General features: G+C 69.9%; 15 protein-coding genes. 4 read left to right on the forward strand and 11 right to left on the reverse strand.

Going from position 1 to position 16,109, the window contains the following annotated elements:
- Positions 1–136 precede the first annotated feature (136 nt).
- From ACZ60Q_RS25125 to ACZ60Q_RS25135, 3 genes are all read right to left on the reverse strand, one after another.
- Positions 137–1,621 carry a Gfo/Idh/MocA family protein gene (locus ACZ60Q_RS25125; protein ID WP_469638757.1) on the reverse strand — a complete coding sequence of 495 codons (1,485 nt, stop codon included), beginning with the start codon at positions 1,619–1,621 and terminating at the stop codon, positions 137–139.
- 262 nt (positions 1,622–1,883) lie between these two features.
- On the reverse strand, positions 1,884–4,829 hold the full coding sequence (locus tag ACZ60Q_RS25130) for an FAD-binding and (Fe-S)-binding domain-containing protein (RefSeq protein ID WP_469638900.1): 2,946 nt from the start codon (positions 4,827–4,829) through the stop codon (positions 1,884–1,886).
- 33 nt (positions 4,830–4,862) lie between these two features.
- Positions 4,863–5,396, reverse strand: coding sequence for a MarR family winged helix-turn-helix transcriptional regulator (locus ACZ60Q_RS25135; RefSeq protein WP_469638759.1), 534 nt, complete (start codon positions 5,394–5,396; stop codon positions 4,863–4,865).
- Between the two features lie 134 nt (positions 5,397–5,530).
- Here ACZ60Q_RS25135 and ACZ60Q_RS25140 point away from each other — a divergent pair, with 134 nt between their 5' ends.
- Positions 5,531–7,348: an ABC transporter ATP-binding protein gene (locus ACZ60Q_RS25140; RefSeq protein WP_469638762.1), complete on the forward strand. Its 1,818-nt coding sequence runs from the start codon at positions 5,531–5,533 to the stop codon at positions 7,346–7,348.
- A gap of 724 nt (positions 7,349–8,072) precedes the next feature.
- Positions 8,073–8,933, forward strand: a complete 861-nt coding sequence (mltG, locus tag ACZ60Q_RS25145; protein WP_469638765.1) for an endolytic transglycosylase MltG — start codon at positions 8,073–8,075, stop codon at positions 8,931–8,933.
- Between the two features lie 21 nt (positions 8,934–8,954).
- Here the strand turns inward: mltG and ACZ60Q_RS25150 are convergent, their stop codons facing one another.
- The 8 genes from ACZ60Q_RS25150 to ACZ60Q_RS25185 form a co-directional block, all read right to left on the reverse strand.
- The gene (locus ACZ60Q_RS25150) at positions 8,955–10,109 is read right to left on the reverse strand and encodes an NAD(P)-binding domain-containing protein (protein WP_469638768.1); all 1,155 of its coding nucleotides are present in this window, start codon (positions 10,107–10,109) and stop codon (positions 8,955–8,957) included.
- A gap of 102 nt (positions 10,110–10,211) precedes the next feature.
- Positions 10,212–10,370 (reverse strand): hypothetical protein, encoded by a 159-nt coding sequence (locus tag ACZ60Q_RS25155; RefSeq protein WP_469638771.1) that lies wholly within the window; start codon positions 10,368–10,370, stop codon positions 10,212–10,214.
- Positions 10,367–10,963 (reverse strand): AAA family ATPase, encoded by a 597-nt coding sequence (locus ACZ60Q_RS25160; protein ID WP_469638774.1) that lies wholly within the window; start codon positions 10,961–10,963, stop codon positions 10,367–10,369. Before ACZ60Q_RS25160 ends, ACZ60Q_RS25155 begins: the two co-directional genes overlap by 4 nt.
- Positions 10,960–11,562, reverse strand: coding sequence for a 3'-5' exonuclease (locus tag ACZ60Q_RS25165; protein WP_469638777.1), 603 nt, complete (start codon positions 11,560–11,562; stop codon positions 10,960–10,962). The genes ACZ60Q_RS25160 and ACZ60Q_RS25165 overlap by 4 nt, the downstream gene beginning before the upstream one ends.
- A complete protein-coding gene (locus ACZ60Q_RS25170) occupies positions 11,559–12,734 on the reverse strand; it encodes a radical SAM protein (RefSeq protein ID WP_469638780.1) in 1,176 nt (391 codons plus the stop codon). The genes ACZ60Q_RS25165 and ACZ60Q_RS25170 overlap by 4 nt, the downstream gene beginning before the upstream one ends.
- Positions 12,735–12,755: 21 nt before the next feature.
- A complete protein-coding gene (locus tag ACZ60Q_RS25175; protein WP_469638783.1) occupies positions 12,756–13,316 on the reverse strand; it encodes a nucleoside-diphosphate kinase in 561 nt (186 codons plus the stop codon).
- Complete coding sequence (locus ACZ60Q_RS25180; protein WP_469638786.1) at positions 13,313–13,612, reverse strand: hypothetical protein; 300 nt, start codon at positions 13,610–13,612, stop codon at positions 13,313–13,315. The genes ACZ60Q_RS25175 and ACZ60Q_RS25180 overlap by 4 nt, the downstream gene beginning before the upstream one ends.
- The gene (locus ACZ60Q_RS25185) at positions 13,609–14,076 is read right to left on the reverse strand and encodes an ATP-binding protein (RefSeq protein WP_469638902.1); all 468 of its coding nucleotides are present in this window, start codon (positions 14,074–14,076) and stop codon (positions 13,609–13,611) included. Before ACZ60Q_RS25185 ends, ACZ60Q_RS25180 begins: the two co-directional genes overlap by 4 nt.
- 227 nt (positions 14,077–14,303) lie before the next feature.
- Here ACZ60Q_RS25185 and ACZ60Q_RS25190 point away from each other — a divergent pair, with 227 nt between their 5' ends.
- Together ACZ60Q_RS25190 and ACZ60Q_RS25195 are read left to right on the forward strand one after the other, a co-directional pair.
- Positions 14,304–15,557, forward strand: a complete 1,254-nt coding sequence (locus tag ACZ60Q_RS25190; RefSeq protein WP_469638789.1) for a helix-turn-helix domain-containing protein — start codon at positions 14,304–14,306, stop codon at positions 15,555–15,557.
- Complete coding sequence (locus ACZ60Q_RS25195; RefSeq protein WP_469638791.1) at positions 15,554–16,081, forward strand: GNAT family N-acetyltransferase; 528 nt, start codon at positions 15,554–15,556, stop codon at positions 16,079–16,081. Before ACZ60Q_RS25190 ends, ACZ60Q_RS25195 begins: the two co-directional genes overlap by 4 nt.
- Positions 16,082–16,109: the final 28 nt, after the last annotated feature.

Genomic DNA, 16,109 nt, shown 5'->3' on the forward strand with positions numbered 1-16,109 from the left:
GAGATCCGGGCGGACCTCGAAGAACGGGGTGACGTGCAAGGTTCCCTGTTCGTCCCGGTCCGGGGCAACCGGTTTTCCAGCCCTCTCCGCCGGCTCCCGGGGTCCTGGGCCCACGTGGCCCAGGACCCCGGGGACGTCACTCCGCCGGCTTCTCGGAGTCCATGCCGGACCGGGCCTTCCTCCACTCGCCCCGGGTGAAGTCCGGGATCGGCAGCGGCGCGCCCTTGGCCTTGATCGAGAGATGGCTCAGCGGCACGGGGGCCGTCCAGGTCGCCGCGTCGTACACGTCGAAGTCGGGGACCAGGCCGAGCCGCATGCACTGGATCAGCCGGAAGACCATCATGTAGTCCATGCCGCCGTGCCCGCCCGGCGGGTTCGCGTGCTCCTTCCAGAGCCAGTGGTCCCACTCGGCGTACTTCTTGAAGTCGTCCCACCGGTGGTTCGTGTTCGTCGGTTCCAGATAGATGCGCTCCGGGTAGTCCTCGAACACGCCCCGCGTACCGCCGAGGCTGTTGATCCGCGAGTACGGGTGCGGGCTCGACACATCGTGCTCCAGCCGGATCACCCGCCCCTTGGCCGTCTGCACGAGGCTGATCGTCCGGTCGGCCCCGATGTACGACTCCTTCCAGCTGGGGTCGCCGGCCGGCACATGCTCCTTGCGGTACTCGGCGAGCGACAGGGCCGGCGTGCCGATGCTCGTGATGCTCACGGCCCGGTCACCCCGGTTGACGTCCATGTAGTTGGCGACCGGCCCGAACCCGTGGTTGGGGTAGAGGTCACCGCGCAGCCGGGTGTGCCACAGCCGCCGCCAGGGACCCTCGTAGTAGTCGGGGTCGAACATCAGCTCGCGCAGATCGTGGTTGTACGCGCCCGCCCCGTGCAGCAGGTCGCCGAAGAGACCCGCGTGCGCCATGCGCAGCACCCGCATCTCGTTCTTGCCGTAACAACAGTTCTCCAGCTGCATGCAGTGCCGCCGGGTGCGCTCGGAGAGGTCCACCAACTGCCAGAGCTCCTCCAGCCGCATGGCGATCGGGCACTCCACGCCGACGTGCTTCCCGTTCAGCATCGCCGCCTTCGCCATCGGGAAGTGGAGTTCCCAGGGCGTCGCCACATAGACGAAGTCGAGGTCCCCGCGCCTGCAGAGGTTCTCGTAGTCGTCCTCACCCTTGGCGTAGACGGTGGGTGCGGGCTGACCGGCGGCCGTCACCTTGGCGGCGGCCTTCTCCGCCTTGTCCCGGACCGGGTCGCAGACCGCCTTCACCTGGACGCCCGGTACGGCGAGAAACAGGTCGATCATGCTGTCGCCCCGGTTGCCGAGGCCCACGATGCCGACCCGGATCGTGGAGCGCCCCTCGAAGCGGACGCCCGCCATGGTGCGGCCCTGCCGGGCGGGAGCGGCGGCGACCGCTGCCGCGGTGGAGAGGGCTTCCGGGGCGGCCGCCCCGGCTGCCGACGCGGTCCCCCCGCCCAGCGCCCCGAGGCCGATTCCGGCGCCGGCCACGCCCGCCGTGGTCCACAGCACCGAACGGCGGCTGGGATCCTGCCGCGCCGCCTCGTCGGCCGCGCCGCTGTGCGGAGGTATGTCCTGCGGTTCCGGTGCGGGCCGGGCGTCGTCGTTCATCGAGCCTCCAGGTGGGGTTGGGGGTTCAGACGGTGCGTGAGCGAGTCCGGTCCCCGTACGGATGGCGAGCGCGGGGACCGGGGTCTCGGTAAGGACCCTGGAGGGTGAGGTTGTTGGTGCGCAAGGGAAGTATTTGGACTCTCGTCCTCAAACCATGGACTTTCCTCACGGCACGCCGAAGCTTCGACTGGTGCAACCAATCGGGGCCTCGATACGCTCAGTTGTGCAGGCCGGACGGGCGTTCGCGCCCTCGTTCAACGGCCTACCGGACGGTTGGCCGGGTGGCGTGCTCCAGCTCGATCAGCGCCGAGCGATAGGGCTGCCCGGTGGCTCGTTCCATACCGATCTCGCACATCCGGTTCGCCGACAGATGGACGTCGTAGGGGCGCAGCGCGACCTCGGCCGCCTCTTTGGCCGTCGCCGAGTCGGTCAGCTCCTTGTGCAACATGCCCCGGTCGCCCGCGAACGCGCAGCACCCCGCGTCGTCCGGCACCACGACCTCGTCCGCACAGGCCTCGGCCAGCACGCGCAACCGCCCCGCGTCACCCAGGTGCTCCATCGAACAGGTCGGATGCACGACGGCCGACCCGGCGGTGCGGAACACCGTCAGCTCCGGCAGCAGTTCGTCGGCCGCCCACACCAGCGAGTCCACGACGGTCAGTTCACGGTGCAGCGCCCGGTTCTCCTCGCTGAGGTAGGGCACCACCTCCTCGGCGATGCCGAGCGTGCACGAGGACGCGTCCACGACCAGGGGCAGCGTCCCGCCCGCCGTCCAGCCCCAGACGGCCTCCACCATACGGTTCGCCATGATCCTGTTGCCCGCGTCGTACCCCTTGGAGTGCCAGATGGTCGCGCAGCACGTCCCCGCGACATCCTCCGGGATCCACACCGGTTTCCCGGCCCGCCCGGACACGGCGACCACCGCCTCGGCGAGGGAAAGGCCGGGGCGGCCGTCCGGCCCGGCGAAGATGCGGTTGACGCAGGCCGGGTAGTAGACCGCGCTCGCCCCGACGCGGTCCGTACGCGGCAGTCGCCGGGCCGCCGCCCCCGGGATCTGGGGCAGCCACTCCGGTACGAGATCGGGGCGGACGACCTTGCGGGCGAGCCGCGTCACGGCCTCGAGCGGACCGTCGCCCACCCGGTCGCCGACCGCGTCGGCCACCGCCACGGCCAGCCGTGCCGAGGCCTCCACCACACGGAAGTTCTTCGCGCTCAGCGCGGCGATCCGATCCTCGCGCGGCGTGTGCCTGCGGTGCCGGAAACCCTTCATCATCGCCCCGGTGTCGATGCCGACCGGGCAGGCGAGCTTGCAGGTGGAGTCCCCGGCGCAGGTGTCCACGGCGTCGTACCCGTAGGCATCCAGGAGACCGGTCTCGACCGGTGAACCGTCCGCCTGGCGCATCATCTCCCGGCGCAGCACGATCCGCTGGCGCGGAGTGGTCGTCAGATCCTCGCTGGGGCAGGTCGGTTCGCAGAAGCCGCACTCGATGCACGGGTCGGCGACCGCCTCCACCGTCGGAATGGTCTTCAGACCCCGCAGATGGGCCCGCGGATCCCGGTCCAGGACGATGCGCGGAGCGAGTACCCCGGCGGGATCGATGACCTGCTTCGTCCGCCACATCAGCTCGGTGGCGCGCGGCCCCCACTCCCGCTCCAGGAAGGGTGCGATATTGCGTCCGGTGGCGTGCTCCGCCTTGAGCGACCCGTCGAAACGGTCCACCACCAACGCGCAGAACTCCTGCATGAAAGCGTCGTACCGCTCGACGTCGGCCGGCTTCGCCGCGTCGAACGCGAGCAGGAAGTGCAGATTGCCGTGGGCGGCATGACCGGCCACGGCGGCGTCGAAACCGTGGAGCGACTGGAGTTCCAGCAGCGCCTCGCAGGCGTCGGCCAGCCGTGCGGGCGGCACCGCGAAGTCCTCCGTGATCAGGGTGGTGCCCGAGGGCCGGGACCCGCCGACCGCCGTGACGAACGCCTTGCGGGCCTTCCAGTACCCGGCGATCGTCCCGGCGTCCCGGGTGAAGGCGTTGGTCACCGACACGGCCGGGACGACCAGGTCCAGGTCGGCGACGACGGCGCCGGCCGCCCGCTCGAACGCCTGCTGGCCGGCCTCGTCGGCCGCCCGGAACTCCACCAGCAGCGCGGTCGTGGACCGGGGCAGCGCCGCCCAGTCCGCCGGGACGCCCGGCACGCTGACGGAGGCGCGCAGTGTGTTGCCGTCCATCAGTTCCACGGCGATGGCCCCCGCCTCGTTGAACCGGGGCACGGCGGCCGCGGCCGCCGTGAGGGAGGGGAAGAACAGCAGGGCGCTGGAGATCCGCCGGTCCAGCGGCAGGGTGTCGAAGACGACCTCGGAGATGAAGCCGAACGTGCCCTCGGATCCGACCATCAGCCCGCGCAGGATCCGTACCGGCGTCGCCCCGTCGAGGAAGGCGTCCAGGCGGTAGCCGTTGGTGTTCTTGATCGTGTACTTGGCGCGGATCCTCGCGGCCAGCTCCTCGTCAGCCTCGATCTCCGCCTTCAGCTCCATCAGCCCGGCGCACAGCTCCGGTTCGGCGCGGGCCAGCTTCTCGTCGGCGGCCGGGTCGGCGGTGTCGACGACGGTGCCGCTCGGCAGCACGAAGGTGAGTGAGGCGAGCGTCCGGTAGGAGTTGCGCGTGGTGCCCGCGGTCATGCCCGAGGCGTTGTTGGCGACGACCCCGCCGACGGTGCAGGCGATGGCGCTGGCCGGGTCGGGGCCCAGCAGCCTGCCGTACCGGGCGAGGGCGATGTTGGCCCGCAGCACCGTCGTCCCCGGCCGGATCCGGGCCCGCGCCCCGTCGTCCAGCACCTCGACGCCGGTCCAGTGGCGGCGTACGTCGACGAGGATGTCCTCGCCCTGGGCCTGGCCGTTGAGGCTGGTGCCCGCGGCCCGGAAGACCACGTCACGGCCCTTGCCATGGGCGTACGAGAGGATCGCGGAGACGTCGTCGAGGTCCTCGGGGACCAGCACGACCCGGGGGAGGAAGCGGTAGGGGCTGGCGTCGGAGGCGTACCGCACGAGGTCGGAGATCTTCCAGAGCACCTTGTCGGCGCCGAGCAGGGCCATCAGCTCGCCGCGCAGCGGCTCCGGGGTGCCGCCCGCGCTGCGGTCGATGACCCGGTCGGGGGCGGGTTCCCGTGCCGTTCCGGGGCGCAGGGCTTCCGGGTCGGGCTCCAGCAGCGGCATGTCGGCCATCTCCTCGGCGGCTCGGCGCGGTGTTCAGCAGTGGCGTTCCGGCATGCCGTCGACCAGAGCGGACAGCAGCCCGCCGAGGACTTCGCGCTGATCGGCGGTCAATGGAGCCAGGATCTCCTCTGCGGCGGCCCGGCGCGCGCTGCGCAGGGACCGCAGCGTGGCGCGCCCCTCGTCCGTGATCTCGACGCGGACCACCCGGCGGCTGTCGGGATCCGGGGCGCGGCGCACCCGGCCGCTCACCTCCAGCGCGTCGACCAGCGTCGTCACGGCGCGCGGAACGACGTCCAGACGCCGGGCGAGATCAGCCATCCGGGGGGCCGCCTCGTAGCTCGCGACCGTCCGCAGCAGCCGGAACTGGGCCGGGGTGATGTCGATCGGCTCCAGCTGGCGGCTCTGGATGCGGTGCAGCCGACGGGTCAGCCGCAGCAACTGTTCGGCGAGTATGCCGTCGGTGTCGGGGGAGCCGGGGGAGCCGGGGGAGCCGGGGGAGCCGGGGGAGCCGGGGGAGCTGAGCGGTCCGGGGGACTCGAGCGGACCGGGGGAATCTGGGGCGTCCATACGGGAACAATATCAGGACCTTGTTCATTGTGAACATAGGTAACAATGAGCTAAGCTCTCGATGTGCGAGGGTCGGGTCCGCCCGGTCCCGGTCGGGTCTGCCCGGCCATGCCTCACGCCCGACGAAGGAGCCCATGAAACCCGACGAGCCCACGTGGACGCCCCCACCCGATGCCCGCGCCGCCGCCGACCGGCCGCCCGCCGAGGTGCGCCGCATCCTCCGCCTCTTCCACCCCTACCGCGGACGCCTGGCCGTCGTCGGCCTGCTGGTCGGCGCGTCCTCCCTGGTATCGGTCGCCTCCCCGTTCCTGCTGCGCGAGATCCTGGACACCGCGATCCCGCAGGGGCGCACGGGCCTGCTGACCCTGCTGGCGCTCGGTATGATCCTCACCGCCGTGATGACCGGCGTCTTCGGCGTGCTCCAGACCCTGATCTCGACCACCGTCGGCCAGCGCGTCATGCACGACCTGCGCACCGCCGTCTACACCCAGCTCCAGCGGATGCCGCTCGCCTTCTTCACCCGCACCCGCACGGGCGAGGTCCAGTCCCGCATCGCCAACGACATCGGCGGCATGCAGGCGACGGTCACCTCCACCGCCACCTCGCTGGTCTCCAACCTCACGGCCGTCATCGCGACGGTCGTCGCGATGCTCGCCCTCGACTGGCGGCTCACCGTCGTCTCGCTGCTTCTGCTGCCGGTCTTCGTCGCGATCAGCCGCCGCGTCGGCCGGGAGCGCAAGAAGATCACCACCCAGCGCCAGAAGCAGATGGCCGCGATGGCCGCCACGGTCACCGAGTCCTTGTCGGTCAGCGGCATCCTCCTCGGCCGCACCATGGGCCGCTCCGACTCCCTCACCCAGGGCTTCGCCGAGGAGTCCGAGCGCCTGGTGGACCTCGAAGTGCGCTCCAACATGGCCGGCCGCTGGCGGATGTCCACGATCGGCATCGTGATGGCCGCCATGCCCGCCGTCATCTACTGGGCGGCCGGGCTTACCCTCCAGTCCGGCGCCACGGCCGTCTCCCTCGGCACGCTGGTCGCTTTCGTCACGCTCCAGCAGGGGCTGTTCCGCCCGGCGGTCAGCCTGCTCTCCACGGGTGTGCAGATGCAGACCTCCCTCGCCCTCTTCCAGCGCATCTTCGAGTACCTCGACCTCACGGTGGACATCACCGAACCGGAGGAGCCGGTCCGCCTGGAGAAGATCCGCGGCGAGATCGCCTTCGAGAACGTCGACTTCAGCTACGACGAGAAGAACGGCCCGACGCTGACCGGTATCCAGGTGACCGTCCCCGCGGGCGCCAGCCTCGCGGTCGTCGGATCCACCGGTTCCGGCAAGTCCACGCTGAGCTACCTCGTGCCCCGGCTGTACGACGTCACCGCCGGCCGGGTCACGCTCGACGGGGTCGACGTCCGTGACCTGGACTTCGACACCCTCGCCCGGGCGGTCGGCGTCGTCTCCCAGGAGACCTACCTCTTCCACGCCTCGGTCGCCGACAACCTGCGCTTCGCCAAGCCGGACGCCACCGACGAGGAGATCGAGGCCGCGGCCCGCGCCGCGCAGATCCACGACCACATCGCCTCCCTGTCCGACGGCTACGACACCCTGGTCGGTGAGCGCGGCTACCGCTTCTCGGGCGGCGAGAAGCAGCGCCTCGCCATTGCCCGCACCATCCTGCGCGACCCGCCGGTGCTGATCCTCGACGAGGCGACCAGCGCGCTCGACACCCGTACGGAACAGGCTGTGCAGCAGGCGATCGACGCCCTCTCCGCCGGGCGGACCACGCTCACCATCGCGCACCGTCTGTCCACCGTTCGCGACGCGGACCAGATCGTCGTCCTGGAGGACGGCCGGGCCGCCGAGCGCGGTACGCACGAGGAACTGCTCGACCGCGACGGCCACTACGCCGCCCTGATCCGCCGCGACTCCCACCCGGCCCCGGTGCCGGCCCCCTGACCGCCCCCGGCATCAGGGTGATGTGGCACCCCCTGATGCCACTGGCGCGGCGCGTACGGCATGATCGCCGCGCATGAGAGCCCCCCTCGGGGCGGAACTCCCCGGCCACCGAACCGTGGACACGGCACCTGGCTGAACGGCCACGGTGATGTGCTGTCGTGAAGATGCGCGCGGAGGGCCATGCCCAGTGGGACGCGGAGTTCCCGGACCACCCGCTCACCCGGGTCCGCCGGCCGCTCGACTCCTCGCGGCGGTGACGGCCGCCCCCGGGTTCACCGCACTGCCGCCCGTCACCGGACCGGCGGCGGCGAATGGCTGAGCCGGTCGGCTCAGCACGCACGGCGGCGCCGCCGCTTCCGTGGGACGGGAAGCGACGGCGCCGGGCGGAGCGATGGTCAGACGAGCCAACCCACGAAGTGGACGACGCCGGCAAGCAGGTTGGTCAGGAAGTTCATCTGGTCTTTCTCCTTGTGCGTGGTGCATCTGCGGGACTGCGCAGTAGCGGTCTGCAGCCCGTTGACTGCGCTCTGCAATCATCACGCCCCGGACGGGTGAACAGCAATGAATCCACTGACGATCACACGTTCCAGCGAACACCCGAGCCCTTGTTCGTGTGTTCTGTGTGCCGTGTGTTCTGGTCGCCCGGTACGGCGTTCGTGTCGCCGGAGCCGACGCCGTGGCCGAGCTACCAGCCGTGGCTCGTGCCCCGGGTTAACGTGCCCGCATGGTGAACGAGTCCCCGGACGCCCGACCCCGTCGCAGACTCCGCCCGACCCGCCGCGGGAAGGTCGTCCTGACCGTCGGCGCCCTGATCGTCGTGTCGGCCGCCGTCCTGATCCCGCTGTCCCTGGTCGGATCGGACGAGGGCGGGCGCGAGAAGGAGCGCCCGAGGCGCACGCTGATGATCCCCGAGGGCCGTCGCGCCTCGCAGGTGTACGAGGCCGTCGACCAGTCGCTCGGCCTGAAGCCCGGCAGCACGCGGAAGGCCGCGACGACGGTGGACCTGCCTCTGCCCGCCCAGGCCGAGGGCAACCCCGAGGGATACCTCTTCCCGGCCACGTATCCGCTCGACGCCGCGACCGAGCCCGCCGGTCTGCTGCGTTACATGGCGGACACCGCCCGCAAGCACTTCGGCGCGGACCACGTCACGGCGGGCGCCCAGCGCAACAACGTCTCCGTCTACGACACGATCACGATCGCCAGCATCGTCCAGGCCGAGGCCGACACCGCGTCCGACATGGGCAAGGTGGCCCGGGTCGTCTACAACAGACTGCTCAAGGACATGCCGTTGCAGATGGACTCCACCCTCAACTACGCCCTGAAGCGCTCCACCCTGGACACGACGACCACCGACACCCAGCTGGACAGCCCGTACAACAGCTACCGGATCAAGGGGCTGCCGCCGACACCCATCGGCAACCCGGGAGAGGAGGCGCTGCGCGCGGCCATCAGCCCCACACCCGGACCCTGGCTGTACTTCGTCACGGTCGGACCCGGCGACACCCGGTTCACCGGAAACTACGACGAGCAGCGGAAGAACGTCCAGGAGTTCAACCGCAACCGCGCTTCCGCCACCACGAGCTGACGGCCTCCGCCCACGGAGGGATCAGCCCCCGGAGACCGGGACGGCGACGACCGCCCCGGCTTCCCGGTCCTTCCGTGCGCCGTTCGGTTCGCGGCCCGGCCGCCGGTCGCCGCTCTCCTCGCCCGTCTCCTTCAGCAGCCGCATGACCGACCGAACCGCGGCGCGGCCCGCGCGGTTCGCGCCGATGGTGCTGGCGGACGGGCCGTACCCGACGAGATGGACGCGCCCGTCGCGTACGGCGCGGGTGTTCTCGGCCCGGATGCCGCCGCCCGGCTCGCGCAGTTTCAGTGGTGCCAGGTGGTCCACGGCGGGCCGGAACCCGGTGGCCCACAGGATCACATCGGCCTCGACGACCCGACCGTCTTCCCAGGCCACGCCGTTCGGCGTGATCCGGTCGAACATCGGCAGCCGGTCCAAGACTCCCTCCTCCCGGGCCCGCCGGACCGCATCGGTCATCGGCAGCCCGGTCACGCTGACCACGCTCCGCGGCGGCAGCCCCTTGCGTACCCGTTCCTCCACCATCGCCACGGCCGCCCGCCCCCACTCCTCGGTGAACGGACCCTCGCGGAAGACCGGTTCGCTCCGGGTCACCCAGAAGGTGCCGGCCGCGTGCTCGGCGATCTCCATCAGATGCTGCGTACCGGAGGCGCCGCCCCCGACGACGATGACGCGCTGCCCCGCGAACTGCTCGGGCCCGGGGTAGTCCGCCGTGTGCAACTGCCGCCCCCGGAACGTCTCCTGGCCCGGGTAGCGCGGCCAGAACGGCCGGTCCCAGGTGCCGGTCGCGTTGATCAGGGCCCTTGGACCGTACGTCCCCTCGGACGTCTCCACCAGCAGCCGCCCGCCGCTCCCCTCCCGCACGGCGCTCACCTCCACCGGGCGGTGGACCCGCAGGCCGAAGCGCTCCTCGTACGCGGCGAAATACGCGCCGATCACCTCAGACGAGGGCTGGTCGGGGTCGGCTTCGGTCAGCTTCATGCCCGGCAGGGCGTGCATTCCGTGGACCTTGCCGTAGGTCAGCGAGGGCCAGCGGAACTGCCATGCGCCGCCCGGCCGGGGCGCGTGGTCCAGCACGGCGAAGCCGACGTCCGGCTCCAGTCCGACGCGGCGCAGGTGGTGAGCGGCGGACAGTCCCGCCTGACCCGCGCCGATCACGACCACGTCCAGTTCACGCACGCCAGATATGTTCACGCTTGTACTAACTGCTCGGCGGTCCGGGATCTTCCCGTACGGGGGAGGTCCCGGAGCCCCGGCGTCGATGGCTGTCGGCGGCGGACCTCAGCGTCCTCCGGCGAGCAGCAGCGGCGCCCCGCCCGGTGCCGGGGCGGTCCGGCCCTCGGCGCCGGTCCCGCCGGTCAGGCGCATGGTGCCGAAGCCGAGCCGGGAGACGGTCTTCCCCGCGAGTTCGATCGTGCCCGAGGGCGGTGGGGTGTTCATACGGATGCCTTCTTGAGGTACAGCTTCAGGGCGTGCTTGACGGCCTCCGCCTGGCTGTCGGGGTCGCTGGTGACGCGCAGATGGGGAATCGTTTCACTCTTGAGGAGGGCGTGGGTGTGCTCGTCGACCAGGCGGCGGTACCGGGGGTCGTAACCGTGCTTCTTCTGGATGGGCACGGACGGGTCGAGGACCGTGGCGAGGAGCAGGTCGTACTTCGGCAACTGGGTGGAGGCCAGCGACAGAATCCGGTGCCCCTCCAGCCGGTGGAGCTGCTCGCCGCGGAACTCCAGTGCCGCGTTGAGGTAGGCGACGGCGTCGAGGGCGGCCCGGTCCGCGAGGACGACGTCGGCCCCTTGAGCGGCGGCGGCGATCTCGTCGGCGATGCCCTGCGCGATGATCCATTCGGTGGATGCCGCGGTGTGCCGCTCCATCTTGGGCAGCCCGGTCTGGGCTGCCCGCTTCCCGATGCCGCCGGTCCGGACGGGGGTCGCGCCGTTCGCGCGCAGCTCCATCTCGATCCGCCGGAGCAGAATCGTCTTGCCGGTCGAGTGCGTGCCGAGCACGCCGATGCGGATGGGCGAAGTTCTGGTCACCACAGGGTGGGTTCCTCTTCTACTTGGGGAGCTCCGGGCAGGCCGGGCGGCACCGCCGCGGCGACAAGCCGGTCCCAGGTGTCGTAGTGGCCGGCCATCTCGATCAGGAGCAGGGCTGTGGCGTAGGCGTCGAACGTGGCGCGGTGCCGCTGCGCGGGCGCTCCGGTGAGGTCCGGCCGGACGTGCTCGATCAGGGCGTCGAGGCTGTACCTCGGCAGCCGCGGATAGGTCGCCTTGGCCAGCCGGAGCGTGTCGAGCACTCCGGCCGGCTGCCAGCGTGGAAGGTGCGTGGAGAGCACCTTGTAGTCGACGTGCGCGTTGTGGGCGCAGATCCATGAGCTGCTCAGCAGCGTGTGCACGCTGTCGGCGATCGCCTCCCAGTCCGGTTTCCGCTCCAGCCGCTTGTTGGTCAGGCCGTGGACCCGTGCGGCGAAGGGCGTGACGGGGTGCTTCGGCCTGGTCAGCCACGTCCCTGCCGTGCTGGTGTCCGGCCGGCCGTCGCGTACGGGAAGGGCGGCGACTTCGACCAGGTCAGGCGGATTGGCCCCGTTGCCTTCGACATCGACAATGAGGAGCGAGGGCCAGGAGGAGAAGTTCATACGGCGTCGGTTCCGTTCCCCGCCTTCCAGCCGATGGGGGCTCGGCCGTGTTGGCGGTGGTGGTGAGGCTTGGCGCGGTCGTGGCACTGGTAGCCGAACCCGTGCTGAAGGTAGTAGCGCGGTGGTTCGTCCAGTCCTTCCACGACGATGGCACGGTCGTTGATCTCAACGTCGCCGGTCGCGCCGAGGAGGCGGGCTTCCCGGGTGACTGCCGCGAGGTCTGGCTTGACCCATGCCGCCTGGCACCGGGCGACCTGGTCCTCGGGGCAGATGTCGCACAGCTCGCGCACCCCGAAGTGCCCGTTGTAGTCGGCCTCGCCATGGGCGTAGGCGACTCCGCAGGACGTCTTGCGGAACAGGGCGCCCCAGTCGCCTTCCTGGAGGGCCCCGAGGATCCGCCGCTCGGCGTCCTCCGGCATGATCTTCCGCCGCGCCGTCTCGTCGTACGGCATCGGCAGGCCGTGCGCCTCGTAGTAGGCGGCGATCTCCTTGCGGAAGAACAGGCCGGTGAAGACGGTGGCGTGCGCGTGCCGGGACAGTTCCCGGGCCCGAGCGATGTCGGCGGGGCAGTCATTGAGGCCCGGCACGATCGGCCGCCAGTACAGGACGGTGCGGTACCGCTCGGCGTGCTCGTACAGGGTGCGCAGGCTCTGTGCGGCGATGGTGGAGTCCACCGGCTCGATCGCGGGGTCCGCGATGTTGGAGTGGGTGACCAGGACCGTGAGGCGCAGGTTCGCGAACGAGTTCAGGACGGCGCAGTCCTCGGGGGCGACCCGCCACCGCGTGATGATCAGCACGTGGTTGGTCAGGCCCTGCTCGTCGAGTTTCCGCAGCACGGTGAACACGTGCGGCTTCACCACGGGCAGCATGGGGTCGGTCGCCCGGTTCAGGAGCTGGACGGGGGTCCTGTGCGCCCGGAAGTAGGGGTGGCTGAGCAGCCGGTCGACGGCTTCCTCGTCGCTCATCAGGCGTCGGGGAGCCTTCATCCCGAAGTTGTCGAACAGGTGCCGTACGCAGTACCCGCATTCCAGCGGGCAGCCGACGATCCAGTTGAGAGATAACCCGGACTTGCGGTACTCGATCACGTCAGCGAGTTCGGGCTTCAGCCCGCCGATCCTGTCCGCGGACAGGATCGGCAGTGCACGGCGCAGTGGGGCTATGGGGGCGGCCATGGATTCCTCCAGAGGGGGCGGTCAGGCGTCGGAAGGAGTGTTCTTCGCGGGAACCGGGGCGGTGAGGAGCGCGCGCCGGTTGGCTCCGAACCAGGTCCCGAAGTCGCGGCGGGCGGCGGCTACGTCGTCCGACGTGTGCACGAGGTTGTTGACCAGGCGTCGTTCCGCGAGAGCCACTTCGAGGCTGTCGTCACCGAGGTCTCCGCGGATCGTGCCGCGGGTGGCGACGGTCGGATCGAAATGACCGAGGAGCTTCCGCAGCCGCTGGTGGCAGTCGGGTTCGCCGTACGCGAGCGCGACGACCACGGGTTGGTCGGCGTACAGCGCGTCGAGGCAGGCGGGGATGTCGCGGTTGGTGTAGTGGTCGGCGTCCACGAGCAGGTCCCAGTAGTGCACGTGGGCCTGCCACGCTCGGGCGGTGATGTCGCGGCGGCCGGTGACGCTGAAGCCGACGGCGGATATCCGCTCCAGCACGGCGTCCGCCAAGCCGCGCTGCACGGCGTCCGGCTTGCACAGGATCACCGACCAGCGGTCGAAGTCCATGCCCTCTACGACGGTGCCTCTGGGCGGCTTTCGGCTCACAGCGTGTCCTCGGAGATCGGGCAGGCTGCCCACTTGTGTCCGAGGACCCTTGCAAGGGGGACCGGGCCGGTCCCCTTGGATATGGCCGGGAAGTCGAAGTGCAGCGGGTGCGGGCGGGCGTCCGCCTCGGCGAGCAAGCTCCTGACGCGCTTGGCGTTCCGGCCGTTCACGCTTGCCGAGCCGGTGGTGCGGGTGTACGAGCTGAGCCCCAGGCCGAGCTGCACGGCCGCGTACTCCTGGATCATCGTGAAGCTGAAAACGTAGCTGAGCAGCCCATAGCCGACGGTGGCGGTCATGCTGCCACCGCCGGAAGGACGAGCGCGCAGTGGACGGTGGTGCCGTCCTCGCTGACGTCGAAACGGTCGGCGACGGCGGCCACGATGTGGAGGCCACGCCCATTCTCCGCCTCGGAGTCGAGCGGGCGCGGCAAGGGCGTGCGGGAGGACCCATTGCGGACGTAGACGTGCAGGTACTCGTTATCAGTACAGATAATGACGCCGATCTCCGGGCCCGCCCCGTGCTGTACCGCGTTCGTCACCAGCTCGGAGACCAGCAGCTCAAGACTGTCGAGGCACGGCAACAGGCACCACGCGGTGAGCAGGACACAACTCAGGCGCCGTATCTCCTGGGGCTGACGCCGATCGGCTTCCGTCAGCGGCTGGCCGGGCTGAGTCGTGCGGCGAAGGCTCACTTCGTAGAGCTGGACGGCGGGCGCATGGTGCCTGATAGCGGGCACGTTCAGGTTTGCTGTGGTCATCATCACGAGGTCACTCCCTCCGGCATGGGGCACCCGGTCCCGAGGGGCTGGGCCGGGCTTCCTCCATGCCGCCGGACCGGTGTCGGCCGACGGCTGTACCCAGTGAACGAGTCGGCAACGGGGCGCGACAGGAAGGTTCAGGGTCTGGGTGCCGCTGCCAGCCGGAAGACTTTACGGTTGCATTACCTAACGACTAGGTGGGCGCGTGACGACGGCACTACGGTCAGTACATGGGAGTGAATGCTGCCCTCCGGGGCCGGATGGATCAACTCGGGCTCACGCAAGAGGAGTTAGCTGATCGGCTCAATCAGGCGCTGCTGGAGATCACTGGTCGCATGGGAGGAATCTCCTCTCGCACGGTCCGGAATCTGCTCTCCGGCTCCAGTCATCGGCCGATCGGACGTACTTGCGCTGCACTTGAGCGTGTGTTCGGCTGCCCCGTGGCGGACCTAGGGTTCAGCGCCCCCCTCTCCATGCAGCACCCCCTGGAGGACCCCGTGCGGCGTCGCGATTTCATGATCTCCAGCACCGGAATGGGGGCGGCCGGTGTCCCGATCCTCAAGCAGCGTCGCTCAGTGGGCATGACGGACGTGCAACGGGCCGCGGCCGGCATGAATCAGCTCGTGGAAGCGGATGACCGGCTCGGCGGGCATGCGTCCTTGGCCGCTGAGGCCCTTCAGGGCCGCGCCAAGGTCTTGGAACTTCAGCGGCGCAACGCCAGCGAGCGGGTACGCCGCTGCCTGTACGCGCTCGCGGCCGAGTACACCACCATCGCGGCCTGGTCCTGCATTGACCTGCGCGACCTGGACGCGGCCCAGAAGTATCTGCACGAGGCGACCACGTTCGCAGGGCTTTCTCAGGACCCGCCGACCGGAATGAGGGTGTGGCTCAACATCGCCATGCTCGCCTACCAGCGGAAGAACTGGCCCGAGCAACTCGCCGCAGCTCAGGCGGCGCACGCATCCCAGGCCTCCCGCAGAGACCCGTTCTTCGGCTCCCTGAGCCGGGTCCGTCTCGCCTTGGCTCACTCGACCCTTGGGGACTCGCGAGCGGCTGCGAGGGCACTCGGCGCCGCGCAGGACGCCCTTCGGAAGGCGCCGGTGGATGAGCGCCCTCGATGGACCGCGTTCTACGGAGCGGCCGAGCTTGACCACCTTGCGGCCATCATCCTGACTACCAGTGGGGACTACGCCGAAGCAGAAGCGACGGCGCATCGCGCGCTGGCGAAGATTCCGGCGGAGTTCCAGCGAAACAGGGCTCTGGCGACATGCCGGCTCGCCGTTGCGCAGCTTCGGCAGGGAGAACCTGAGCAGGCCACGGACACCGCAGCCACCGTTTTTGCGATCATGGACGGCGCTCCGATGCCAGGACGCATGCGTACATTGATCGGGGACTTCCACCGGGACTTGCTCAGGCTGGCACCATCCACTACCTACGCCCGCCAGTGGGTAGATCGGACGCGAGATGAACGGAGTCTGGTATGACCATGGTGACTAATCTGCGGTACTACAGCCGGGATAGCCTTCCTGAAGGCTTCAAGCAGATGCTGATCGACGTGCACGCCGATGCCTACGCGGACGCGATGGAAGACCAGTTCAACCAGCGATTTCCGTGGTTCGTCGATCACTGGTCGGAGATGGACGGTTTCACATGCGTCGTCGCCTTCGAAGGCGACGATCCGACCGGCTTCGCGTACGGCGCACCGCTCCAGCCAGGCCGCGAATGGTGGCGCTCCACAGACTTCAAGCCGAACAACGGCTATGCGGCGACTTTCGCCATCTCCGAGGTGATGGTGCGTCCGCAGTGGCGGAAGCAGGGTATCTCCGACCGTCTGCACGAAGCCCTCCTGGCACGCCGTGAGGAGAACCTCGCCGTTCTCCTCGTCGACGTAACTCACCCGAAGGTCCAGAAACTGTACGAGACATGGGGCTATGAGAAGGCTGGGGAGCAGCGGCCCTTCGCCGACTCCCCCTTGTACGCGGTCATGATGAAGCGGCTGCACCCCTGAGTACAGCCGTGCAGCGAGACCTACCCGC

It is taken from the genome of Streptomyces sp. NPDC104313, assembly GCF_055583985.1.

Coding starts and splice junctions, on each gene's coding strand:
- ACZ60Q_RS25170 (WP_469638780.1), bottom strand. CDS start 12,734: ATGGCCGCCCCCATAGCCCCACTGCGCCGTGCACTGCCGATCCTGTCC.
- ACZ60Q_RS25155 (WP_469638771.1), bottom strand. CDS start 10,370: ATGAACACCCCACCGCCCTCGGGCACGATCGAACTCGCGGGGAAGACC.
- ACZ60Q_RS25125 (WP_469638757.1), bottom strand. CDS start 1,621: ATGAACGACGACGCCCGGCCCGCACCGGAACCGCAGGACATACCTCCG.
- ACZ60Q_RS25185 (WP_469638902.1), bottom strand. CDS start 14,076: ATGATGACCACAGCAAACCTGAACGTGCCCGCTATCAGGCACCATGCG.
- ACZ60Q_RS25130 (WP_469638900.1), bottom strand. CDS start 4,829: ATGCCGCTGCTGGAGCCCGACCCGGAAGCCCTGCGCCCCGGAACGGCA.
- mltG (WP_469638765.1), top strand. CDS start 8,073: ATGGTGAACGAGTCCCCGGACGCCCGACCCCGTCGCAGACTCCGCCCG.
- ACZ60Q_RS25180 (WP_469638786.1), bottom strand. CDS start 13,612: ATGACCGCCACCGTCGGCTATGGGCTGCTCAGCTACGTTTTCAGCTTC.
- ACZ60Q_RS25135 (WP_469638759.1), bottom strand. CDS start 5,396: ATGGACGCCCCAGATTCCCCCGGTCCGCTCGAGTCCCCCGGACCGCTC.
- ACZ60Q_RS25195 (WP_469638791.1), top strand. CDS start 15,554: ATGACCATGGTGACTAATCTGCGGTACTACAGCCGGGATAGCCTTCCT.
- ACZ60Q_RS25165 (WP_469638777.1), bottom strand. CDS start 11,562: ATGAACTTCTCCTCCTGGCCCTCGCTCCTCATTGTCGATGTCGAAGGC.
- ACZ60Q_RS25190 (WP_469638789.1), top strand. CDS start 14,304: ATGGGAGTGAATGCTGCCCTCCGGGGCCGGATGGATCAACTCGGGCTC.
- ACZ60Q_RS25140 (WP_469638762.1), top strand. CDS start 5,531: ATGAAACCCGACGAGCCCACGTGGACGCCCCCACCCGATGCCCGCGCC.